The following is a 23,689-nucleotide window of genomic DNA, read 5'->3' as shown; positions in this document are numbered from 1 at the left end:
TCGGCTCTTTTCGTCCCGGCTTGCGAAGGAGGACCCCCAGGTGACGGAACCGTATGTGCTGGAGATGCGGAATATATCGAAGGCGTTTCCCGGTGTTCAGGCGCTAAACGACGTAACATTCAAGGTGAGACCAGGCACCGTGCATGCCCTTATGGGCGAGAACGGGGCAGGTAAATCAACGTTGATGAAATGTTTATTCGGCATATACAAGCCTGATGAAGGCGATATTTATTTGAACGGCAGCAAGGTAGCCATCAACAGTTCCAAGGACGCACTGAATCATGGAATATCCATGATCCATCAAGAACTTCATCCCGTGCCGCATCGCAACGTGATGGAGAATATATGGTTGGGAAGATTTCCAATGACGGGCTTCTGGCCTTTGAAATTCGTGAGTGAGAAACAGATGGCGGAAGATACGCTCCGCCTGTTCCGCGAGCTTGATATCGATATTGATCCCAGAGCAAGAACAGGAGCTCTTTCTGTATCCAAGATCCAATCGCTTGAGATTGTCAAAGCGGTGTCCTATCACTCCAAGGTGATTGTCATGGACGAACCGACCTCATCGCTGACCGGGAATGAGGTGGAGCATCTGTTCAGCATCATGAACAGGCTGCGTTCGCAAGGGGTGTCGATTGTCTACATCTCGCACAAAATGGAAGAAATTTTGCGCATAGCCGATGACGTGACGATCATGCGCGATGGGAAATATGTGGGAACCTGGCAAGCCGGCGAGCTGACAACCGATTTGATTATCACCCGCATGGTGGGGCGGGACTTGACGGAGCGCTATCCGGAACGGACGAACGTTCCCGGCGAAACCCGGATGCAGGTCCACCAATTGAGTTCCACGAATCCGAAATCGTTTCAGAATGTATCCTTCGAGCTAAGACGAGGAGAGATCCTGGGTATTGGCGGCCTTGTCGGTGCACAGCGAACGGAATTGATTGAAGCTATATTCGGGCTTCGTCCAGTGGCTTCCGGAACCATCTCGATTAACGGGAAGCCGGTAAAGATCAAATCACCTTCGGACGCCAAGAAAAATAACATGGCGCTGCTAACGGAAGACCGCAGAGTCACCGGCATATTCCCGGTTCTGTCGGTCTATGAGAATACCGTCATTGCCAATCTTCGCCGGTATCAGAACTTCGCGTTCCTGTTAAATGAACGTAGAGGAACTGAGGATGCGCGAAGGAACGTGGAGCAGCTGAGAACCAAAACGCCATCGGTCCATACCCAGATACGTAACCTGTCGGGTGGCAACCAGCAGAAGGTGCTGCTGGCAAGGTGGCTTCTGACTGAGCCTGAAATCCTTCTGCTGGATGAGCCGACACGTGGAATTGATGTGGGCGCTAAGTTTGAGATTTATTCGATCATTACGCAGTTAGCCAAGCAAGGAAAGAGCATTATTATGATTTCCTCCGAAATGCCCGAGCTGCTCGGAATGTCCGACCGAATCATGGTGATGAGCGAAGGGCGGCTGACGGGAATTCTCGCAGGGCAGGAAGCAAGCGAAGAGGAAATCATGTGGCTTGCCGCACAGCAGCGGTCAGCTGATTCGGGAGGGGAAGTCAATGAATACGCAAACCATCGGTAAGGTTAAAGATTATTTGGCGCAGCGCGCCATATTCGTAGTATTGATATTGCTTGTTGTAGGGATTGCCGTCGCAGATCCCAATTTCCTGGCCTTCTCCACGCTGCGGGATATTTTGCAGCAATCCTCCACCCGATTAATTATCGCCCTTGGTGCGGCGTTCATTCTGATCACCGGCGGGGTTGACCTCTCCGCAGGACGCGTTGTCGGATTAACGGCGGTTGTATCGGCTTCTATGCTGCAAACGGATGTATACGCAAACCGCTTCTTCCCGGACCTGCCCCAAGTATCGGTTGTATTGCCGATCCTTATCGGTATATTAGCGGGACTTATCGTTGGTTTAATCAATGGTTTCATCGTAGCCAAACTGCATGTGCCGCCATTCATAGCGACACTCGGTACGATGGTCGGCATTTACGGCGTTAATTCCATCTATTTTGATATGGAGCCGAACCAATCCCAGCCGATTGGCGGCTTGAGACCGGACTTTACCGTGTGGGGCAGCGGCTACATCGATTTCGGCGGTGGATATTCTCTCCCCTACATCGTCATTATCGCCGTCTTCGTTGCGCTCATTTGCTGGGTGATATTCAACAAAACCCGGCTCGGCAAAAATATGTATGCCATCGGCGGCAACGTGCAAGCGGCGCATGTATCGGGGATCAATGTAGCCCGTAATCTTATAGCGATCTACGCGATTTCCGGTGCGTTGTACGGCATCGCCGGTGTATTGGAGGCTGCGAGAACCGGGGGCGCGACGAACAACTACGGCAACATGTATGAACTGGATGCCATTGCTGCATGCGTGGTTGGCGGGGTATCTACTGCAGGAGGCATCGGCACGGTTCCGGGCGTAATGGCTGGTGTTCTTATCTTCGGTGTTATCAATTACGGATTAACCTTTATCGGCGTCAGTCCATACTGGCAATTGATCATTAAAGGACTTATTATCGTAGCAGCGGTCGCATTTGACATTCGCAAATACATGGCAAAAAAATAAAAGGAAAAGAAGCCGCTGGAATATATATCCTGCGGCTTTTGTAAACATATCAGGAAGTATAAACTTCGAGGCTTGGGCCTTCCTGATATCGCAAGTAATCTTCATCTAACAGCGGTCTGTCTTCCGAGAAAGTACATCGATAGAGGTTTTTCTTTAGATATCAGGAAGTATAAACTTCGAGGCTTGGGCCTTCCTGATATCGCAAGAAAAACTTCATCTAACAGCGGTCTGTCTTCCGAGAAAGTACATCGATAGAGGTTTTTCTTTAGATATCAGGAAGTATAAACTTCGAGGCTTGGGCATTCCTGATATCGCAAGAAAAACTTCCTCTAACTGCGGTCTGTCTTCTGAGAAAGTACGTCGATAGAGGTTTTTCTTTAGATATCAGGAAGTATAAACTTCGAGGCTTGGGCCTTCCTGATATCGCAAGAAAAACATCCTATAACCGCGGTCTGTCTTCTGAGAAAGTACGTCGATAGAGGTTTTTCTTTAGATATCAGGAAGTATAAACTTCGAGGCTTGGGCCTTCCTGATATCGCAAGAAAAACTTCCTCTAACTGCGGTCTGTCTTCCGAGAAAGTACGTTGATAGAGGTTTTTCTTTAGATATCAGGAAGTATATACTTCGAAGCACGGGCCTTCCTGATATCGCAAGAAAAACATCCTCTAACTGCGGTCTGTCTTCCGAGAAAGTACATCGATAGAGGTTTTTCTTTAGATATCAGGAAGTATAAACTTCGAGGCTTGGGCCTTCCTGATATCGCAAGAAAAACTTCCTCTAACTGCGGTCTGTCTTCCGAGAAAGTACATCGATAGAGGTTTTTCTTATAATCATCCATTACAGGAGGTGCTGTCTTGATGGTTAAGAAGGTGTTAAATATCGGCGTGCTGGGCTGCGGTCCCATATCGCAGTACGGACATTTCGAGGCTTGCCGGAGAGCGCGCAATGCCAGGCTATACGCGATATGCGATGTCGCGGAGGATTTGCTGGGCCGCATGGCCGAAATCCACCAGCCAACCAAGATCTACAATGATTATGATAAAATGCTCGCCGATCCCGGGGTGGAGGCTGTCATCATCGGTATCGCGGATCAATTCCACGTGGTAGCTGCCCTTAAAGCCATAGTTGCAGGCAAACATGTCCTAGTTGAAAAGCCTCTAGGCGTCAGCGTAGAAGAGTGTGAAGAATTGCAGCGGAAGGCACGGCATTCCGGATGTATTGTCCAAATCGGAAATATGAAGCGCTTTGACCCGGGCATCGCGTATGCCAAGCAGTTTATTGATCAAGAAATGGGTGAGATACTGGCACTGAAAGCATGGTACTGCGACTCAACCTACCGGTATACGGTCACCGAGAACGTACAGCCGCTAGTGCAGCTAAGTCCCAATGCCTTAAGACCGGAAGGCAATCCAAAGCTGGATAAGCTGCGTTACTTCATGCTGACGCATGGCAGCCATCTGGTGGATACGGCTCGCTTTTTAGGCGGAGAGATGGATAGCGTTACAGCCTGGAACACGCAGAAGTTCGGAGCGTATAACTGGTTTGTCACGGTGCAGTATGCTTCGGGCGCTGTAGGACATCTGGATCTCACGGTTGCCGTGCGGATGGACTGGCATGAGGGCTTTCAGATCTACGGTGAACACGGAAGCGTTGTTGGCAAGACGTATAATCCTTGGCTTTTTAAGTCCAGCGACGTAGAGGTATTCTCGGCACGGGATGGTTGTTATCATCGTCCGCTCGGGGAAGATGCGCATTTCTTCAAGCTGCAGGTTGAAGCCTTTGCGGATACGATTCTGGAGCAGGCACCGATGAGAGGGGCCAATCTTGAGGATGGAGTTGCAGCTATGCGTGCCATGGCGGCGATTGCACGATCGGTGGAGAGCGGGGATACGGTGAAGCTGGCTGACGTAACGGGAGGTGTATGAGGCATGAGGCTGGGCATTTTCTCCAAGACGTTTGAACGACCTACGTTGGAGGGAAATTTGGACGCAGTGAAAGCAACCGGACTGAATGTGATCCAATTCAATCTTTCCTGCGCGGGTCTCTCATCACTGCCGGACGAGATCGATCTGGAAACCGCGGAGCATATAAGAGAAGAATGTAAGAAACGGCATCTTCATATGGCCGCAGTTTCCGGAACCTTCAACATGATTCACCCGGACCGGCAGCGCGTGCGGGATGACATTCGACGATTTCGTCAATTGGCAGCCATGTGCCATTCGATGGGGACGTCGGTCATTACCCTCTGCACCGGCACAAGGGATAAGAACAACATGTGGAGGAAACATCGGGACAACGAATCATCGGAAGCGTGGGATGACCTGCTGTGCACCATGCAGGCATTGGTGAATATTGCAGAGGAGTTCGAGCTTGAACTGGCCATTGAGCCTGAGCCGGCCAATGTGATCAGCGATGCGGTCAAAGCCAGGCGGCTGCTGGATACGATGGATTCTCCCCGGTTAAAAGTAGTCTTGGATGCAGCGAATTTGTTCAGTCCGACCGAGAGTAGGCCCTTGACAGAGGTTATCGATCAAGCGCTGTCACTGCTCAGTGAACATGTCATTATTGCCCATGCCAAGGATTATTCGACGGTAGACGGACTACAGTACAAGGCAGCCGGAACCGGTGGACTGGACTACGAAGCATACATTAAGCTCCTGCGCGCTTATCTTTTCCAGGGACCGCTTATTCTTCATGGATTGTATGAGCGTGAAGTGCCCCAATGTGTCTCCTATCTGAAGGCTCTTATACATGCCACGTTATGAAAAAAAAATGAAATGGCGGTGTCAGGGAAGTCATTCCTGCATCGCCATTTCTGTTTTTATGCTCAACCGCCGCTTTCTTAAGCGAGTTGTGGGCAAGTAAAGCCATCCGACCTCCAGGCTTACTTTCTGCAGAACGTTTCTTTGCATATAAAAAGTCGAGCACATGTACGGTGTAGCGGAGAGGACGAAACGATTCCGGACAAGCGAGAGCGGTCGCCTTTGTCCCCGAATTTCTTCCTTGCTTAGAACCATTCCAAGAAATTTGGGGGCAACAGCGACTGGGAGGAACGATTCGTACACGGAGCGTCTTCTAACAGAAAAAGGGGGCATCCCGTTAGATCTAAGATCTTTTGGCCTCCCTATCCTCATCGAATCTTCACAAGTTTCAGTTACAATGGAGTCTTATGTTAAAGTTGACTTGTACTGATGAAGGATTCAATAAGGAGAAACCAGAATGAAGACTATATTAATCGTGGATGATGAACCGAATATTCGAGAAGTTCTTGTATCCTATCTGAACAAAGAACATTATCTGACGCTGGAAGCGGCCAACGGTGCCGAAGCGTTCGATTTCCTGCGAGAGCAATCCGTCGATCTTGTCATACTGGACCTCATGCTCCCAGATATGGATGGCGAGCGGGTGTGCCAGGAAATTCGAACGTTCAGTTCGGTACCTATTATCATGTTAACGGCTAAGGTGGCCCAGAGCAGCCGTATTGGCGGGTTTGCTCTCGGAGCCGACGATTATATCGTGAAGCCGTTCGACCCTCGGGAGGTAGTGGCCAGAGTCAAGGCCGTCTTGAGAAGGGGAGATGACAGCAAGCTCCTGGCGGACGTTATTGTGTATCACCAGGGAGCGCTGGCCATTCATTCGATGAAACACGAAGTTACCTGCCATGGACAGGTTGTAAACTTGACACCAAGCGAATACAAACTGTTGCTTCTGTTGGCCAAGTACCCCCAGCGCATTTTTTCGCGCGAAGAACTGGTCGACCGGGTGTTAGGCTATGACTTTATTGGCGACATCCGAATTATTGATCAGCATATCAAGAATCTGAGGCAAAAGATTGAATCCGACCCCAGACAGCCCAAGTATATCATCACCGTTTACGGATTCGGATACCGTTTTGGAGGTGATGGGGCTTGAAGCATCGGCTGGACCTGAGGCTTGCCGCCATCATTATCAGTATCACGGCAGGGATTCTGATCATGTTTACCGTGATCAATATTGTGACCAACCATTATCATATCGCCATGTTCCAGCAGCAATCATCCGTGCATCATGGAATGGCTGAGCTGAATTATCATTTGGAGCAGGCGCAGATGCAATCCATCATTTTGACATGTCTCCTATCAATTGCGATTGCTTCCGTAATAGGCATATATGTTGCGAAGAGAATATCGGCTCCCCTCGTCCAGATGAAGCGAGCAGCTGAGATGATGACGCGGGGGAATTGGGACATTCGTGTGACAACCAAAGGGTACGATGAAATTGCGGGACTCGGTTCTTCGCTGAACGAACTGGCTGTGCAGTTACAGAAGCAGGAGTTGCTTCGCAGGAGTATGACTCAAGATATCGCGCATGAACTGCGAACGCCTTTAACCACATTAAAGAGTCACACCCGTGCACTAGAGGATGGGGTATGGGAGCCGACTGCAGCTCGGTTTCAAACGTGCCTTGAAGAGATTGATCGATTGATTCAGCTCGTAACGGAGCTTGAGGATCTACACGATATGGAATCGCCTGAGTTTCAGCTATCCCGATCCAAGCAGGAGCTTGGCAACATTATGGAGAGGGCTATCACCTTGGCGGCAGCAATGTATCATGAAAAAAAGGTGGACCTGCGATATGTCAGCGGTTCGCCGATCCTAGCCGAGGTGGATGCCGACCGAATGCTTCAGATTCTAATCAATATGTTAAGTAATGCTTTGCACTACACGCCAGCTGGGGGAACCGTACTAGCCGAGCTCGTGGACGAGGGGGCAACTGCTCTGATCCGAATACAGGATTCAGGTCAGGGGATCTCTTCCTCCGATCTGCCGTATATTTTCGAAAGGCTGTATCGGGGCGATAAGTCAAGGAATCGTTTAAGTGGTGGGAGCGGGATGGGGCTTGCCATCGTCAAGCAGCTGGTATCAGCGCATGGTGGTCAGGTATGGGCTGAGAGCGGAGAGAAACATGCCGGCGGCAGCTGCTTCTATATTCGGATTCCTAAGGAAGAATAGATGAATGGACATGCCAAAAACCGGATCAGAAGATCCGGTTTTTCCATCCCATTAGCTTGGCAGCGGTCTCTACATAATAGTAATCCCCATAGATTAGCGAAACGTTTATATTTTGCCCGGCTGGCAGATGTCCCGTGGCTTCCTTCAGTATGCCTTCATACGCGGGGTCATCCCATTCGGCGTAATGGGCCGTCAAGGAGTCGATGATGCGCAGGGCACTTTCACGGTACAGAGCGCTTTCGGTTATAGGCACGAGGTCCGCGATTTCAAGAAGACCGGAAGCAGCGCAGGATGCTGCTGACGTATCCCGGGGTTCGGAAGTCACCAGGGATGATTCCGGCTCTTCACGATTGGAAGGTTCCATCTCCTTGCGCTCCGCACGGAAATCCCAGCGGGGGATGGAATCCTCCTCAAGGGAAGCTATGAAGAAATGGGCAACCCGCTTGGCGGCTTCAAGATACTGAATATCGCGGGTATAGCGATAAGTGTTAGCCATGCCATGCAATGCCCAGGCCGCTCCCCGGCTCCACGCAGATTCCGGACCATAGCCTTGTCCTCCCAGCGCTTCGATAAAATCTCCCGTTAACGGATCAAATCGGCAGATGTGCCGAACGGAGCCGTCCGGTCTTATGAAAAACTCGGCGACCGTATTGGCTTGCTCTCTGGCGATATGTGCAAATCGCGGGTCGCCACTCTCCTCGGAAGCCCAGAATAGAAGGGAGAGGTTCATGGTGGAGTCGATAATGGACCAGCCTTCATTCCCATGATTCCATGAGGTTGGTTTCACCTGATTCCAAGCACGTATGAATTTCCCGACCGGGTTATACCTCCCAGCCAGCAATGTAGCGGCCAACAGTCCTCTCCGCCTGGCATCCGGATCGCCGGTCAGTTTATATTTGATGACAGCTGTCGGGAGAAATTGAAAGCCGACATCGTGATGAAAATTACTGTCCCCGATAAGCGCTTGTTCAAGCCGAACATCCCATTCCCAAGCCCATTCCTTATACTGCGGCTGCTTGGTCATATCATACATGATCCAGAGCATACCCGGCCAAAACCCGGAGGTCCACCAGTCGATCCGGGTGGAATCATAGATTCCGTTCTTTGTTGCATGAGGAACTTTGCCCTGAAGCTGTCCGGTCATACGCGACAGTTTCTTTTCTAATTGACCCCATAATAACGAATAAGGCGTTATCGTTTCCTGATGTTGTCCGTTCATCGTTAACCTCCCTGTACTTATGTCATTGTTTGGCTAATTATCGCAACTGCTTTGATCCATTGTTCCATAGAATGCTGCCAAATTCTACATTCACAGCTTAAGAACTACTGAAATAACAAGTCGATCTTAAAAAAACACAAGCCTTTCGAAGCACCTAAAAAAAACACAAGGGAAGCGATCAACTTCCATTGCTGCTCGGACCTGAAAACTTATAGGATAAGGATATTCATCACATTCATTTCATAAGGAGGCGAAAGCCGTTGCCGCAAATTACGATTAAAATGTATGAGGGACGCTCGGATGAGCAGAAGAGCGAAATCGTTGATGTTTTCACAAGAGAGTTGTCCCGTATTATTGATCGTGAACCCGAATTCATCAGCATCCAGTTTGACGAAATTCCGATAGATGATCATGCACCGGCCAATTTGAGAAACAAGAGGTGAGCATAGATGGCCGAACCAACAAAAGCAGTAAGCAAGGCGCTGCCGGGAAAACATACTAAGCGCAAAAACATATTAGGCTTCATGTGGAAATACAGGGCACTGTATTTCATATCGCTACCGGGTCTTCTGTTCTTCGGATTGTTCAAGTATGTCCCGCTCATGGGCTCCGTCATCGCATTTCAGAATTACAATCTGTTTGCCGGCGTGACCAAAAGTCCATGGGTGGGTCTCGAGCACTTTGAACGGATGTTCCAGCATTACGATTTCTTGAAAATATTACGCAATACGCTTCTACTGGGCACGTACGACATTTTGTTTGCTTTTACAGCACCTATTGTTCTGGCATTACTCCTTAATGAGGTTCGCCAAGTCGTTTACAAGAAGATTGTGCAGACCATTTTCTATGCGCCGCATTTTCTGTCATGGGTAATTGTAAGCGGTATCTTTGTAGGCATTCTGTCTCCATCATCCGGGATCGTGAATGTGATGCTGGGCTGGTTCGGCATGGAGCCGATCTATTTTCTTGGGGAGGATTCCTATATTCGCTCTGTGCTGGTGGGCTCCGGATTATGGAGAGACGTCGGATGGGGGACCATCATCTATCTTGCGGCACTTGCAGGTATCAACCCGGATCTCTACGAAGCCTCCGATATTGACGGAGCGGGCAGATGGCGTCAGACCCTCAGCATTACGCTGCCGGCATTGCTTCCTGTCATTACGATCCTGTTCCTGCTCAAGATTGGGGATTTCATGGATTATGGATTTGAACGCGTCTTTGTGTTCCAGAATCCGCTCAACATTCAATCCAGCGAAATTCTGGATACGTACATTTACAAGGCTGGCCTGCAGCAGCTTCAGTACAGCTATGCAACAGCCATCGGGGTGTTCAAATCCGTTGTCGGCTTGTTCCTAATCTCGATAGCGAACACCATCAGCAAGAAAGCGACCGGCGAGTCGCTGTATTAGAGGGGAGTGACATCCAACGTGAAATATGACAGTGCAGGCAGAAAAATGTTTCTTGTATGCAACTATATTATCCTTACATTTCTTGCACTCACCATGCTGTTCCCTTTTCTCAACGTCATCGCTCAGTCGTTCAGCAGCCCAGGTGCTATCGACCGGGGAGAGGTCATGTTCTGGCCGGTGGAGTTTACGTTCGCTTACTACCAGCATGTATTCAATGACGTCTCCATTTGGAGAGCTTTTGGAATCAGTGTTTATATTACAGTGTTCGGTACCTTCATTAATCTGGCTGCTACTGCCTCACTGGCGTATCCACTGTCCAGACCCGAGTATGTAGGCAGAAAAACGATCATGATCATCATCCTGATGACGATGATTTTCACGGCGCCGCTAATACCGCAATTTATTCTGATGCGTGAGCTGAATCTGGTGAACACGCTGTGGTCGTTGATGCTGCCAACAGCAATCAGTGCATTCAATCTGTTTGTGCTTCGAACCTTCTTCACCCAGATTCCGAATGAACTGATCGACTCGTCCCGTATTGACGGATGCAGCGAGGTCCGCACATTATGGAGCATCGTGCTTCCGCTGTCGAAGCCGGCATTGGCGACGGTAGGTATATTCTACTCGGTGACCAACTGGAACAAATACATGGATGCACTCTACTATATCAACGATCGAGCCAAATATCCTCTTCAGGTGAAGTTAAGAGAGCTGCTCGTGAACGAAGGATTGACCGATACAGGCAACCTTGCGTTTGAAGCAAGCTCCCAGTCCGTGCAAGGCATCCAGATGGCCGTTATTCTGGTAGCCACGGTGCCCATCATTCTCCTGTATCCGTTTCTTCAGCGGTTCTTCATTCATGGGATGATGATCGGATCGATCAAAGAATAATTCAGTGAGTAGTCCAAAGCGTGATCCTAAAAAAACGACAAACCGAGCCAAAGACATTCCTTGTTCCCGCCTTGACGGCTCTCTATACTGATATTAAGTTTGAAAGCGCTACTATGAGCGACTATATTAGCTTGAAAAGAGGGGTATTCATGAGAAAAAGGTGGACGCGCGCGCTTACGGCAGGTCTCGTTCTGACCATGCTTGCTGGCTGTGCGGGTAACAATGGAGGCGACGCCGGGACCCATGCCGGTGGCGGTAAAACAGAAGGCGGGGAAACAGCGGGAGCAACAAAATTCTCCATCTCGATGCGGACGCTCAACGTATCCTATGTGGAGAAGAATGCGGATATCAACAAGGATAAATATGTGCTGGAGCTGGAAAAAAAGACGAATACGGACCTTGATATCCGTCTCATTCCGCATAATGAGTACCAGGATAAAATGGTGCAGATGTTTGCAACGAACGACATACCGGATGTGGTGCAGGGAACTGGCGGAATCAGCGGTCCTGAGCTGGCTGGCGCTGTCGAAAACGGAGTGTTTCTGCCGCTGAACGATCTTCTGCAAGAGCACGGGCAGGATCTGCTCAAGTTTATCCCGGAGGAAGCCTGGAAGCGGATGACGGACTCGAAGACAGGCAACATTTACGGGATTCCCGAAATTCTCTCCAATCCATCCAGACGGGCCACATGGATTCGGACCGACCTGCTGGAAAAGGTAGGCAAGGAGATCCCGAAAACGGTGGAAGAGACGATGGATGTTCTGCGCGCGTTCAAGGAAGCCGGGGTGGAGCAGCCTTATGCCGGTCGCCAGAACTTCAAATATGCCGATACCTTCTTCGGCGCTTATGACGTACTGGGCTATCTGAACCAGTTCAAAGTGTTCCCGGACGGGAAGGTGAAGCCTACCTTCTTCGATGAAGAAAACATGAAGCAAGCCATTGGGATCTATAAAACGATGCACGAAGAAGGTTTGATCAGCAAGGAATTCGCGACCATTGAAAGCGCTGATTTCAAGTCCATCGTAACGAGCGGCAAAGCTGGCATGTGGTCCATGAATGCGAATGAGCTTCCGATCTGGGGAACCCAGCTCACCGAGAATGTACCGGATGCCAAAGTAGCTCTGATTCCATCTCCGGTAGGACCTGATGGTAAGGGGGGCTATGCCCATTATAATCCGGTTACCCGTTCTTTCTTCATTAACGCCAAAGCGAAGGATAAGGCGGAGGATATCGTGAAGTTCTTCAACTGGATGGTCAGTGAAGATGCGGAATTGTTCTTCAGCTTCGGGATTGAAGGTGAGGATTATCAAGTGACCGATGGCAAGCCGGTCTTTGAGGTTCCGACGGATGCCGCCGGCGCGGATAAAATGCGGTATTTGAACTACTGGCTGTGGCTTGTGCAGGATACAACGTACAACAAGCGCGTATCCGAGCTATCCGATTCCGGCAAAGAGCTGATCGATGCTTTTGATAACATGCTTTCGAATGAGGGTCGCCGTGGAATTGAATTCGATCCGCGACTGGAGGCAATGGTGAAATATCCGGAGCTGAATCCGAAATCGGATGAACTGCCGCCTCTGATCCTGGAACATGTCCTGCGCATGGTATACGGAAGGGAGCCTATCGATAACTACAATAAGGTGCTGGAAGAATACTTGTCCAAAGGCGGCAACGAGATTATCGAGGAAGCAACGAAACGATATAACGATAAAGAAAACGCTTTCGAATAAGTGGAGCATGTTTTAGTATAGTGTTGAAGAATGACTCCTCTGCTTGATCTGGCAGAGGAGTATCTTGCTAGAGATACTAAACTACTCTCGCTGTCTCGAAAGGAGAATGGGTGATGTACCGCATTCTGGTCGTTGATGATGAACCTATGATAAGAATGGGCCTGGCGAAACTGATCACGCAGACGGATCCGGCTATGATTCAAGCGGCAACGGCCGGCAACGGCATGGAAGCATTGGAAGCGATCCAGACGACACGACCGGATTTCATCTTTACAGATATTAAAATGCCAAAGATGGACGGCTTGGAGCTAAGCAGGCAGCTCTATGAAAAATACGGCGATATCACGGTTGTCGTCATCTCCGGTTACGGTGATTTCGAATACGCCCAGAAATGCATGTCGTATGGGGTTAAGGAGTATCTGCTCAAGCCTGTGACCAAATCGGTGGTACATAACACCATGAATAAATTGATGGCGGATCGAAAGTCCATGCAGGAGAAGCAGCGGATCTATTTTCCGCTCTCCAAGCTGGAGGATTGGCTGGAGCAGCTGGAACTGGCCGTATGGCATTTACAAATGAACGATATCCAGAACAAGCTGCAAGAAATCGAGGATTACTGCAACGAGCGCAGGCTCGAATCGATTCAGCTTCAGGAATTGCTGGATGAAATGTATGCGAAACTGATCAAGCAGTTAAACGGCCGGGATGTGTATTCGTTCGTGCGCATGACAGGCATTTCGGGGCCTGCGCCCGGAGGGAACCATCATTACTTCGAGAGATTTCGTCAAGCCGTGGATCAGACGGTGAAGCTCATACGCGACAAGCGGAAAGGAAATGCCAAGGAGCCTGTAGAAGAAGCGAAGGCTTATATAGAGCGAAACTTGTCCCGTGATCTCTCACTGGATGAGGTTGCCGATATGCTTGGGCTCAACCCGTCCTATTTCAGTCAGCTGTTTAAACAGATGACGGATGAGACCTTTGTCCATTACCGGATCAAGAAAAGAATGGAGAAAGCAAAGAAGCTTCTCGCCATTCCGCATTATAAAATCACGGATATTTCGTTTGAAGTAGGGTATGCGGATCATCCCCATTTTACGAAGACCTTCAAGAAGGTCACCGGTTATACCCCTTCCGAATACCGGGAGCTGCTGGGGATCGAATGATGCGCAAGAGCCTGTCTCGTCAAATCTTCTTGTACTTCTTTATCGTTATATTGTTCTCGCTTTCTACGGTCGGTGTATTCTTCTATATCAAATCATCCGAAGCGATTGATGAACAGGTCGAGAAGTATATGACCACCGTCATCACGAACGCGGCAAGGCAAACGGATAACCAACTGCAGATATTCGAGCGGATCAGCAATACGATTTTGCTGCAGGATTCGGTCAAACTTTTTTTGGATATGGACCCAAGCGACAGTTATGAGCATTATCGATTTACCAATCTTATCCGCAAGGATGTCTTTCAGAAAATCTTTATACAATATCCGACGCAGACTCACATGATGTATATACTCGGGTTTCATGGCAGGGCGATTTTTGATCAGAATCAGAGTTTCTCCGCCATGTCGATTGATCCGTCAGGCCGCCTTCGCGAACTCACGGAGAAGACGCCGGAGAACGGGGAGATCGTCATATTGAAGACCAGCTTGCTGGAGAAGGATCGGGACAACGTCATTACGGTAGCGCGCAAAATCCGGGGCATGAACTCGTACGACGTGAAAGGCGTGCTCGCGGTTGAGTTCAATGAAGACCAGCTGTCGAGTTTATGGAACGGCGTTGATCTCGGGGAGCAGGGCTTCTTCTTCATCCTGGATCGGGAAGGAGAGGTCGTCTATGCTCCTGAGCACGTGGATATGGACGGTATTACATCGACCGACCTGCCGGCACGTATTATCGCCAAAGGGGATCACCGATTCATTGAACCGGTGCTTGGAGACAAAACGATGATCATTACGCGCCAGTCGGAGTATTCAGGCTGGAGCCTCGTCATTATGATGCCGCTGGATGAGCTTCGGGCACCAATTTCAGGGGTCCGGTCCACCACCATTATTGTGGGCTTCGTTACACTGATTATTGCGCTCATTCTCGCCTATCGATTCGGCAGATCAATCGTGAATCCCATTCGCAATCTGAAGAACGGGATGAGGCAGACGGAGAAGGGAAACTGGACGCATATCACTGACGTGAAGCCGCGGGAGGACGAGATCGGCGGATTGATCCATAGCTACAATCTCATGGTCAGCCGTTTGTCCGACATGATCGAGCAGGTATACGACACGGAGCTCCACAATCAGAAAACGCAGCTGGAACTGCAGGACATCCAACTGGAGCGCCAGCGGGCAGAGTTCCAGGCGCTACAATTACAGATCAATCCGCATTTTCTCTACAACACGCTGGAAACTATCAATTGTTATGCGATCGTTCAGGATTCCGACGAGATCTCGGACATGGTAGAGTCGATGGCTTTCATGCTTCGATACTCCATCCAGACGAATCTGGAGGAAATTACGATCGCGAACGAGCTCAATCATGTACGCCATTACATGATGATCTTGAAGCATCGAATCGGGCGCGATTTCGAGATCGAGGTGGCAACGCCACCCGAGCTTCTATTGGAGAAGATGGTCAGGCTCTCCTTGCAGCCGATTGTCGAGAATATTTTTCAGCATGCTTTTCCGGAAGGGATCGAAGCATGGCACTACATTCGGATCGACACGAGAATAGAACAGGACAACTTGCTCGTTATCGTCGAGGACAACGGGGCAGGTATAGCGGAACGTAACCTTCATAAACTGCGCAAGCGGCTCGAGGAGAACCGTCTGGTCGAAGACGATGACGGAATACATGTTAGGCGTAAGGGCGGAATCGGTATCGTCAATGTCCATCGGCGAATTCAGATGGTTTACGGCGAAGAGTACGGGATTACGGTGCATAGTTCGCCGGATCAGGGCACGAGCATTGTCATGACGATGCCGCGAATGGAAAGAGCGCGTGAACAAAAAAGCAGACTGAAACAGCTGCAAACCTAATCAGGAGGGATCAACATGCATATTAACTTATCGGGTAACATCGCTTTAGTCACAGGTTCGAGTGGAGGGATTGGTCGTGCAGTTGCATTGAAGCTGGCAAGAAGCGGGGCAAAGGTAGCCCTAAACTATCTGAGCAGCAAGGATGCTGCTGAGAAAGCTGTGGCGGAGATTCGAGGTTTTGGCGGTGAGGCTCATGCATTTCAAGCAGACGTTACGCAAGTGGAGCAAGCAGAGGCGCTTGTAGCTGAAGTAGAGAAGGCATTCGGCGGCCCGGTTACGATTCTGGTTAATAATGCAGGGCATTTGGTTGAGCGTCTGACAAATGCGGAAATGAACGAGGAGCTCTATAACAAGGTCATGGATGTGAATTTGAAAAGCACGGTATTCGTGAGCAAAGCCGTCATTCCGGGTATGAAAGCCGCAGGTCAAGGTCGCATTGTCAATATGACCTCCGTTGCGGCACATAACGGCGGCGGGCCCGGCGCAAGCATTTATGCAGCCAGCAAAGCTGCCGTCCTGAGCTTTACCAAAGGGCTGGCGAAGGAGCTCGCTGCAAGCGGTATTAACGTAAACGCCGTATCGCCAGGCTTTATCGGACAAACAGCATTTCATGCCACCTTTACCCCGGATGACGCGCGAGTAGCAACGATCAAGGGCATTCCACTGGGCCGAGAGGGCACCCCGGACGATGTTGCCGGCTCTGTTCTGTTCCTCGTCTCGGAGCTGTCTTCTTATCTGACGGGGGAGACGATCGAAATTAACGGCGGCATGTTCATGCGATGAGAGATTGGATGAAGGTTAACGCGAAGTCCAAATTCTATCCGTGGAGTGAACGCACTATCGATATTCTGAAGGCCGAGCTCGATCAAGTCATCGATCAAGGGCTGGATGTTCCCGTTGATCCAGGCGGTTGGTGGCACCAATACGTGTGTCCCGAACATCATACAGAACTGGTGTTTGATCCACTGGAGGCGGACTGCAGCACTTTTCGTTGTCCGTATGGTTGCGAAGTGGAAGGAGAACCGTACAGGGGGGCGTGGCTGGTATTCAAGCACCAGTCCATGGCCCGATACGTCCTGCAATCTGCCGCCGTCTATGCTGGTACCGGAGAGAAGACCTACGCCGATCTTGGAAAAAAGTTGATTGTCCGCTATGCGGAGCAATTTCCGCTTTACCCGGTTCATCCCGATGCCCAGCCCTGGATGCTGAAAGGGCGGGCATTCCATCAGGCTTTAACCGAAGCCATCTGGGCAACGACGCTTCTTCGCGGATTCCTGCTACTGCAGGATGCCGGCGTGGTGTTTGAAGAGGTGGATCTTGAGAAGATTGACCGGTTCCTGCACATGCTCGAGAGCAGCATGACGGAATATCATCATGTGTTGACCCGGGAGCGCGGAAATCCCGAGAACAACTATACCGCCTGGCTGATCGCCGCGCTGTTCAGTATCTACGCGGTACAAGACGAAACGGAGAAGCTGCGGCAACTGGTCGTGAAGGAAGGCGGCCTGCAGCATCATCTCAGCATTGCCGTCAGGCCGGATCAGCTTGAATTCGAAGGCAGCATGTATTACCACGTATTCGTACTCCGTGCTTACCTGATTGCTGCGGAAATGGGGGCCAGGGTTGGTGAAGAGCTTTTTTCCCTGAGAGGAGAGCAAGGCCAATCCATGCAGGGCATGCTAACGGTACTGGTTCGATTGGCAGACCCAAACGGCTTCCTGCCCGCACTTCACGACGGTCCTTATTGCAGGGCTCCTTATGCGCGAGAAATTGCCGAGATTGCGGAAATCGGTTTATCCGTATTTGGAGACAAGAGCTATCAACGACTGCTGGACAATGTATATCGTGAATTGAATGGAGAAGCCGGCCGGGTTGGCATGCTGGAAGCTCTGTTATACGGAACAGGCCATTGGGATGGAAGATCCGGAGTGGCAGCTTCTGAGACGAAGGGTTCTCATAAGGAGACAGCGGGAGGAGTATGGGAAGTAGGGGACATCATCGAAGTACGAGTTACACGAGAAGTCCAAGAAGCAGGCGATGCAGAACATGCAAACCAAGCAGGTCATGAACTTGAAGGTAATGAAGCATGTCACATCGAAGGCCGAAACGAGGACGGTTCCCCTAATCTGTCTACTTCTTCCGTCTTTCTTCCTCACAGTGGATTTGCCCTGTTGAAGTCGCAGCATTCGAATGGGCTTCAGGCGTTGGTTGATTTTGGCCCTCATGGTGGATCACATGGTCACTTCGATAAACTGAATTTGATGATTCATGTCGGAAACCGGCCACTTTCGCCAGACCGTGGAACCGTACCATACGGTTCGATTCTGAAGAAGGAGTGGTATCCCCATACCGTCTGTCACAATACCGTCTCGGTTGGACGACGCTCCCAGAATGCGACCGAGGGGAAATGCATTCGGTATGAATCGGATTCGAAATTTTCCTATCTCTGGGTTCGTTCCGATCAGGCTTATGAACAGGGCGTCCTGGACCGGCACCTGATATTGACCGAAGATTGGCTGCTGGATTGGTTCGAAGTGGAATTGGAAGAGCCGGCAGCTGTGGATTGGTGGTTTCATTACGTTGGCAAGGGCAAGCTGAGCGGACTTCCAACTGCTGATCAGGGCCATGTTATACCGGATCTTGGAAACGAAGATGGATACGCCTATGTAAAAGAGAGCTGCACCCACGTCTTGCCCGAGGATGGATTGCAATTCAATCTTCACATTGCCAATGCGTCAGGGCCGCTGGCGGTAACCTCATTTATCGCCTTCGAGGGTATGGAATGCTCACAGGTAGAGTCTCCTGGAATTGCGGACGATCCCAGCCGATTGATGGAGGGATTACGGCTTCATCAGTCAGATTCGCAAGCCCGCTTCATTGCCGTTTACCGTACCGGCACCGAGCCGCTCACATTGGAATGGAAACGGTCAAAGGATGGGAACTGGCTCAGCGTGTCCGATGGAATGACCGTGAGAATCTTCACGATGACCAACAACGGGTTGAAGGAGAGGGTACTCGATGAAAACCTTGTTTGAACCGAAAAGCGGATTGTTGTCCGTTCCATATCAACCGGATGAAGAAAGCAAGCTGCTTGAGAATCCTCCCCGTTTTACCTGGATGCCGGGACAGCTGGAGAAGGACCGTTATATACTCCAGATTTCGACCTCACCCTCGTATGAAACGGAAGCGACAACGACGATCGCACCGATTCCCTATAACTTATACACGCCGAATCACGCTCTGGAGCCTGGTACTTATTATTGGCGCTATGCCTTGCTGACGAGGGAACAAGGGGAGGATACGGGGGACATTGCCCATAATCGTTCTTCATGGAGCCAATCCCGAATGTTTCATGTTCCAGAGGGCCTGCCTGAGACTCCTCTGCCTGACCGAGAGGAGCGGTATGATCGAACGCATACCGGGCATCCGCGGTTATGGCTTGATGAGAAGGGGATTGCAGCGTTCCGTGAACATTTAAGTCAGGATGATGATTACTGCGGCTGGCGCGTTTTTTACGAGAAATCGGTCCTTCCGTGGTTGGATAAGCCGTTAATTCCGGAACCGGAACGTTATCCTGGCAATAAGCGTGTCGCTAAGCTATGGAGAAAAATGTATATGGATTGCCAAGAAATGTTATATGTTATCCGGCACTTAAGCGTGGCAGGCGTCATTTTGCGGGATGATGTTTTGATCGCCAAAGCGAAGACGTGGCTGCTTCACGCGGCCCGTTGGGATACGGAAGGTACAACGTCCAGAGATTATAACGATGAAGCCGCGTTTCGGATGGTTGGTGCACTCGCATGGGGATACGACTGGCTCCACAATTACCTTAGCACAGAGGAGATTGATCTCGTCAGAGGAGCTCTTCTGCGGCGTACGAAGCAGGTGGCCTTCCATGTGATGGAGCGCTCGAAAATCCATCATGTCCCTTATGACAGCCATGCTGTTCGTTCGTTGTCCTCCGTGCTTGTTCCGGCCTGCATTGCCATGCTTCATGAAGAGGCTGAGGCACAGACATGGCTGGATTACACGCTGGAATACTACGCCTGCCTCTATTCGCCTTGGGGCGGAGAAGATGGAGGCTGGGCCGAGGGGCCGCTCTATTGGACAACCGGCATGGCGTTTGTGATCGATGCGCTTAATCTCATTCGCAACTACGTCTCGATTGATTTCTATAGACGGCCCTTCTTTGGGCGCACGGGCGATTTTCCACTCTACTGCAGCAGCCCGGATACGATTCGGGCCAGCTTCGGGGACCAGTCCTATCTCGGCGAACCCGTTTCTCTGAAGACGGCTTTCAATATTCGCCAGTTTGCAGGCATTACAGGGAATGGATTATATCAGTGGTATTATGAACAAGTAGCTAAGGCGGATACGGACGCCGACTCCAAGTTTTACAATTACGGCTGGTGGGATTTCCGCTTTGACGATATGCTGTATCGGCATGATTACCCTCAGGTGGAAGCTGTTTCTCCTTCTGTTACCGTTCCGTTTTCTATAGATAACGGAACGGAAGCGAAGGATGGAACCATCCAAGCCGTCAAATGGTTCCGCGATATTGACTGGGTGGCGATGCATCACCGCATGGATGATCCGGATGAGCACATTATGCTGCTTGCAAAGAGCAGCCGTTACGGTTCCATGAGCCACAGTCACGGTGACCAGAATGGATTCCTGCTGCACGCGTATGGTGAACCCCTCGCTATTGAGAGTGGATATTACATCGCTTTTGGAAGCACGATGCATATGAATTGGCGGAGGCAGACGCGTTCCACGAACAATATTCTCATCGATGGCCATGGTCAGTATGCGGGAAAAGATAAGGTGCTCTGTATCGAAGCCAGCGGAAAGGTCGAGCAAGTCGATGCGTCACCGGGTTATGGATACACCCGAATGAACGCTACGCAGGCCTACCTGGAGAATGTCCCTTATCTTGAGCGGTATGTGCGCGAAATCTATTTTTTTGACGAATCTTATTTTGTTTTCGTGGATACGGTGGATCTTGCCAAGCCAGCCAGCATTGAATGGTTGTTTCATACTCTGAACCGGATGAAGCTGTCGGGGCAGACGTTTCGGGTGATGGGCAGCAAAGCGGAAATGGAAGGGCGATTCGTGTACAGTTCATCCGGCGACTTGTCGCTGAATCAGCATAATCAATTCACTGATGTCGATCCCGAAGAAATCGATGGGCTGGATAATCAGTGGCATCTTCATGCTGAGAGCAAATCAGCCGCAAGCCATCGCATTGCGACCCTCCTGGTTCCTATGAGGGCGAATGAGAGTAAATACGTCTCGTATTTCCTGGACGATCAGGACCATGGGGTTCATATTTATTTCACGAATGAAGATGGGAACACACGAAAGGTTGAAGTGCCTAAGGCATATTAAGTCTTAGAGGCGCTGAATCGATCCGGATTTCTCAAAAAAGACTCAACTTCAGCGACAGCTGCTGGATGTTGAGCCTTTTTTTTTGGCATATTCGTCACAATGGTCATGATTCAGCTAGCGTTATCGTAGAGATCATGGCCGGAAATGGTTCGCTAAGGATTGATTCTGAAATCTGGGTCTATAACAGTCTAGCCTGAGAAGGAGTCATGCCCTTGTACTGTTTGTACAGCTTGGTAAAATAATTCGGGTTGCTGCAGCCGACGATGCCGGCAATCTCGGTGATGGTTAACGACCGTTCACGAAGCAGCTTCTCCGCTTCATTCATCCGGGTCAGGTTGACGTAATCCACGAATGTGCGCCCTGTTAAGCGCTTGAACATTTTGCAAAAATGAAACGGATTCAAACCGACCTCCGCAGCAGCGGTCTCGACCGACAATTTCTCACCGATGTTACTCTCGATGTGTTGAATGAGTTTTTTATAACGATCCCGATTCGCAAAATACGGCTCGGCCGTTTTCTCCGTGAATTGTGCAGGCATGAATGTGCGCGCCAGCAGAACGAACAGCGTGTACAGCTTAGACTTGGCAATGAGCTCATAGGCCGGACGGCGGGCAACAAGCTCTTCAATGACTTCATCCAGCAGCGGGTAGCAGTCTGCGCCAGCAGGGTGGTTCTCGGCAGGCTTGACCGGGAAACGGAGCCGACCTTCCATATAAGGAGCGACATAACGCGCATGAATCGGGTCATGGAGAAAATCGTTAAAGAGGGATGCATTCACCACAACACAGTCAAATCGGATGTCTCCATCCTCAAGGGCATATCCCACGTGCAGGCTCCCGCCGGGGATGATGATCACTTCTCCAGCCTTTACTTCATACGGAGTTGTATCAATATGGAATACCGCGTGTCCTTGCCGCATGCTAATGATCTCAAAGTGCTCATGCCAGTGGAGATACAGGATACAGTCTTTCGTTTTGGCATGGGAGCAGAAGTTATTAAATACCTGCACGGGATAGGCTTTATAGTCAAGTCTCGTATTCTCATGAAGCTCTCTCGGATTGGACACGCGAAATCACCTCGGACCGCAAGATAAGAGTGGTAATGCACAAGGTTGTATAGAGAAATTGTTGAGTTTCGCCATTATAATGAAGTTGCTTCATATACAATAAGCCAATATCGGAATGATGACAACGGTTTAGGAAGAAGAATGGTAAGCGATTTAGAACAATTAGACGTACTCAGGGGGAGTTAGCGGCATGACCACGACATTTAAAGTTGTGATAGCAGGATGCGGCAGTATGGCGAATACATGGGCGGATTATGCAAAAGGACGAGAGGATGTTGAAATCGTAGGCCTCGTAGATATCCAAGAGAAGTTTGCAAAGGCTTTTGGCGATCGGCATGGACTTTCTTGTCCCCTATATACCAATATTACGGAGGCCCTTACTTCAAGCGAAGCGAATATCGTTTTTGATGTGACCATTCCCGCCAGCCACTATGGGATCAGTACGGCAGCACTTAAGCACGGGTGTCATGTATTCAGCGAAAAACCGTTAGCGGAATCGATGACGGAATGCTTGGATATCGTGAGGCTCGCAGAGTCGGCAGGCAGAACTCATGCCGTCATGCAAAACCGCCGATTTGATCCGCGAATAAGGGCATTCAAGGGATTGATAGACAGTGGCACGATTGGAAAACCCGGATTCATAGGGGCGGATTTCTTTCTTGGCGCCCATTTTGGCGGGTTTCGGGACCTGATGGACAGTCCCCTGCTGCTCGATATGGCCATCCACACCTTCGATCAGGCTCGAATGATCAGCGGAGCCGATCCGGTATCCGTGTACTGCCAGGAGTTTAACCCGCCGGGTTCCTGGTATGCCGGTAACGCGATGGCGATATGCATCTATGAAATGTCAGACGGCTCCGTGTTCAATTACCGCGGTTCCTGGTGTGCCGAAGGCGCCCAGACCTCCTGGGAAGCCGCATGGCGCGTAACGGGAGAGAAAGGAACGGCAATCTGGGACGGCCATGATGATATTTATGCGGAGATCGTGGCGGAAGGGGATCAATCAGGAAACTTTATCCGGAAGTATGAACGGATTGAAGGGACGCTGCCCGAAATGGAGAAGACCGGACATCACGGCTGCCTGGAAAATATGTTTCATGCTCTCGAAGCCGGCATCAAGCCGGAGACGGATTGCAGTGACAACGTCTACAGCATGGCGATGGTGCTGGCTGCCCTTGAGAGTGCCAAGACGGGACGAAAAGTCATGATATCGGAGTTCATGAAGGGTTGAAGGGAACGGGTGAGTAGCCTTAGGACATTTGGATACAACTTTGGCCTTGGCTGGACGGTAGCCTGCTCATGCAGGTGTTGTTGGGGACGAAAACATATAGGGTAAATGAAGCCGCGGATTGAAGTGACCCCCAAAAGTT

Annotated in this window: 18 protein-coding genes; 16 read left to right on the top strand and 2 right to left on the bottom strand. The window is 50.2% G+C overall.

What is annotated here, in order from left to right:
* The first annotated feature begins 40 nt into the window (after positions 1-40).
* From ABEW73_RS07730 to ABEW73_RS07705, 6 genes are all read left to right on the top strand, one after another.
* Positions 41-1,597, top strand: a complete 1,557-nt coding sequence (locus ABEW73_RS07730) for a sugar ABC transporter ATP-binding protein (RefSeq protein ID WP_430163789.1) — start codon at positions 41-43, stop codon at positions 1,595-1,597.
* Complete coding sequence (gene mglC, locus ABEW73_RS07725) at positions 1,575-2,594, top strand: galactose/methyl galactoside ABC transporter permease MglC (protein ID WP_430163786.1); 1,020 nt, start codon at positions 1,575-1,577, stop codon at positions 2,592-2,594. The genes ABEW73_RS07730 and mglC overlap by 23 nt, the downstream gene beginning before the upstream one ends.
* Positions 2,595-3,451: 857 nt before the next feature.
* Positions 3,452-4,519 (top strand): Gfo/Idh/MocA family oxidoreductase, encoded by a 1,068-nt coding sequence (locus ABEW73_RS07720; RefSeq protein ID WP_430164952.1) that lies wholly within the window; start codon positions 3,452-3,454, stop codon positions 4,517-4,519.
* A gap of 3 nt (positions 4,520-4,522) precedes the next feature.
* Positions 4,523-5,359: a sugar phosphate isomerase/epimerase family protein gene (locus ABEW73_RS07715; protein ID WP_430163784.1), complete on the top strand. Its 837-nt coding sequence runs from the start codon at positions 4,523-4,525 to the stop codon at positions 5,357-5,359.
* A 454-nt stretch (positions 5,360-5,813) separates the two neighbouring features.
* On the top strand, positions 5,814-6,506 hold the full coding sequence (locus ABEW73_RS07710; protein WP_430163782.1) for a response regulator transcription factor: 693 nt from the start codon (positions 5,814-5,816) through the stop codon (positions 6,504-6,506).
* Positions 6,503-7,585, top strand: a complete 1,083-nt coding sequence (locus tag ABEW73_RS07705; protein ID WP_430163779.1) for a sensor histidine kinase — start codon at positions 6,503-6,505, stop codon at positions 7,583-7,585. The genes ABEW73_RS07710 and ABEW73_RS07705 overlap by 4 nt, the downstream gene beginning before the upstream one ends.
* 25 nt (positions 7,586-7,610) lie before the next feature.
* Here the strand turns inward: ABEW73_RS07705 and ABEW73_RS07700 are convergent, their stop codons facing one another.
* Entirely contained in the window at positions 7,611-8,804 is a 1,194-nt protein-coding gene (locus ABEW73_RS07700) for a glycoside hydrolase family 88 protein (RefSeq protein ID WP_430163776.1), read from the bottom strand.
* 260 nt (positions 8,805-9,064) lie between these two features.
* On the opposite strand from ABEW73_RS07700, the gene ABEW73_RS07695 reads away from it, so the two are divergent.
* From ABEW73_RS07695 to ABEW73_RS07655, 9 genes are all read left to right on the top strand, one after another.
* Positions 9,065-9,247 (top strand): tautomerase family protein, encoded by a 183-nt coding sequence (locus ABEW73_RS07695; protein ID WP_340462183.1) that lies wholly within the window; start codon positions 9,065-9,067, stop codon positions 9,245-9,247.
* A 6-nt stretch (positions 9,248-9,253) separates the two neighbouring features.
* Positions 9,254-10,213, top strand: coding sequence for an ABC transporter permease (locus ABEW73_RS07690; protein ID WP_063480617.1), 960 nt, complete (start codon positions 9,254-9,256; stop codon positions 10,211-10,213).
* Between the two features lie 18 nt (positions 10,214-10,231).
* Positions 10,232-11,104 carry a carbohydrate ABC transporter permease gene (locus tag ABEW73_RS07685; protein ID WP_006210545.1) on the top strand — a complete coding sequence of 291 codons (873 nt, stop codon included), beginning with the start codon at positions 10,232-10,234 and terminating at the stop codon, positions 11,102-11,104.
* Between the two features lie 149 nt (positions 11,105-11,253).
* Positions 11,254-12,834, top strand: coding sequence for an extracellular solute-binding protein (locus tag ABEW73_RS07680; RefSeq protein ID WP_430163772.1), 1,581 nt, complete (start codon positions 11,254-11,256; stop codon positions 12,832-12,834).
* 113 nt (positions 12,835-12,947) lie between these two features.
* Positions 12,948-13,997 carry a response regulator transcription factor gene (locus ABEW73_RS07675; RefSeq protein ID WP_430163770.1) on the top strand — a complete coding sequence of 350 codons (1,050 nt, stop codon included), beginning with the start codon at positions 12,948-12,950 and terminating at the stop codon, positions 13,995-13,997.
* Positions 13,994-15,865: a cache domain-containing sensor histidine kinase gene (locus tag ABEW73_RS07670; RefSeq protein WP_430163767.1), complete on the top strand. Its 1,872-nt coding sequence runs from the start codon at positions 13,994-13,996 to the stop codon at positions 15,863-15,865. Before ABEW73_RS07675 ends, ABEW73_RS07670 begins: the two co-directional genes overlap by 4 nt.
* 15 nt (positions 15,866-15,880) lie before the next feature.
* Entirely contained in the window at positions 15,881-16,648 is a 768-nt protein-coding gene (locus ABEW73_RS07665) for an SDR family NAD(P)-dependent oxidoreductase (RefSeq protein WP_430163764.1), read from the top strand.
* Between the two features lie 8 nt (positions 16,649-16,656).
* On the top strand, positions 16,657-18,900 hold the full coding sequence (locus ABEW73_RS07660; protein WP_430163761.1) for a heparinase II/III domain-containing protein: 2,244 nt from the start codon (positions 16,657-16,659) through the stop codon (positions 18,898-18,900).
* Complete coding sequence (locus ABEW73_RS07655) at positions 18,884-21,253, top strand: DUF4962 domain-containing protein (protein WP_430163758.1); 2,370 nt, start codon at positions 18,884-18,886, stop codon at positions 21,251-21,253. The genes ABEW73_RS07660 and ABEW73_RS07655 overlap by 17 nt, the downstream gene beginning before the upstream one ends.
* Positions 21,254-21,431: 178 nt before the next feature.
* Here ABEW73_RS07655 and ABEW73_RS07650 read toward each other — a convergent pair whose 3' ends face one another.
* Positions 21,432-22,319, bottom strand: a complete 888-nt coding sequence (locus tag ABEW73_RS07650; RefSeq protein WP_430163755.1) for an AraC family transcriptional regulator — start codon at positions 22,317-22,319, stop codon at positions 21,432-21,434.
* 190 nt (positions 22,320-22,509) lie between these two features.
* Here ABEW73_RS07650 and ABEW73_RS07645 point away from each other — a divergent pair, with 190 nt between their 5' ends.
* Complete coding sequence (locus tag ABEW73_RS07645) at positions 22,510-23,550, top strand: Gfo/Idh/MocA family protein (RefSeq protein WP_430163752.1); 1,041 nt, start codon at positions 22,510-22,512, stop codon at positions 23,548-23,550.
* Positions 23,551-23,689: the final 139 nt, after the last annotated feature.

The organism is Paenibacillus lautus (assembly GCF_050482385.1).
Lineage (GTDB): Bacteria > Bacillota > Bacilli > Paenibacillales > Paenibacillaceae > Paenibacillus_AQ > Paenibacillus_AQ lautus_B.
The sequence above is the reverse complement of the archived record's forward strand: the minus strand, read 5'-3'. Positions and strand labels throughout refer to the sequence as shown.

Excerpts from the sequence above, each read along its gene's own strand:
- ABEW73_RS07655 (WP_430163758.1), top strand. The coding sequence starts at position 18,884 with ATGAAAACCTTGTTTGAACCGAAAAGCGGATTGTTGTCCGTTCCATAT.
- mglC (WP_430163786.1), top strand. The coding sequence starts at position 1,575 with ATGAATACGCAAACCATCGGTAAGGTTAAAGATTATTTGGCGCAGCGC.
- ABEW73_RS07675 (WP_430163770.1), top strand. The coding sequence starts at position 12,948 with ATGTACCGCATTCTGGTCGTTGATGATGAACCTATGATAAGAATGGGC.
- ABEW73_RS07715 (WP_430163784.1), top strand. The coding sequence starts at position 4,523 with ATGAGGCTGGGCATTTTCTCCAAGACGTTTGAACGACCTACGTTGGAG.
- ABEW73_RS07670 (WP_430163767.1), top strand. The coding sequence starts at position 13,994 with ATGATGCGCAAGAGCCTGTCTCGTCAAATCTTCTTGTACTTCTTTATC.
- ABEW73_RS07690 (WP_063480617.1), top strand. The coding sequence starts at position 9,254 with ATGGCCGAACCAACAAAAGCAGTAAGCAAGGCGCTGCCGGGAAAACAT.
- ABEW73_RS07645 (WP_430163752.1), top strand. The coding sequence starts at position 22,510 with ATGACCACGACATTTAAAGTTGTGATAGCAGGATGCGGCAGTATGGCG.
- ABEW73_RS07710 (WP_430163782.1), top strand. The coding sequence starts at position 5,814 with ATGAAGACTATATTAATCGTGGATGATGAACCGAATATTCGAGAAGTT.
- ABEW73_RS07680 (WP_430163772.1), top strand. The coding sequence starts at position 11,254 with ATGAGAAAAAGGTGGACGCGCGCGCTTACGGCAGGTCTCGTTCTGACC.
- ABEW73_RS07660 (WP_430163761.1), top strand. The coding sequence starts at position 16,657 with ATGAAGGTTAACGCGAAGTCCAAATTCTATCCGTGGAGTGAACGCACT.
- ABEW73_RS07720 (WP_430164952.1), top strand. The coding sequence starts at position 3,452 with ATGGTTAAGAAGGTGTTAAATATCGGCGTGCTGGGCTGCGGTCCCATA.
- ABEW73_RS07665 (WP_430163764.1), top strand. The coding sequence starts at position 15,881 with ATGCATATTAACTTATCGGGTAACATCGCTTTAGTCACAGGTTCGAGT.
- ABEW73_RS07700 (WP_430163776.1), bottom strand. The coding sequence starts at position 8,804 with ATGAACGGACAACATCAGGAAACGATAACGCCTTATTCGTTATTATGG.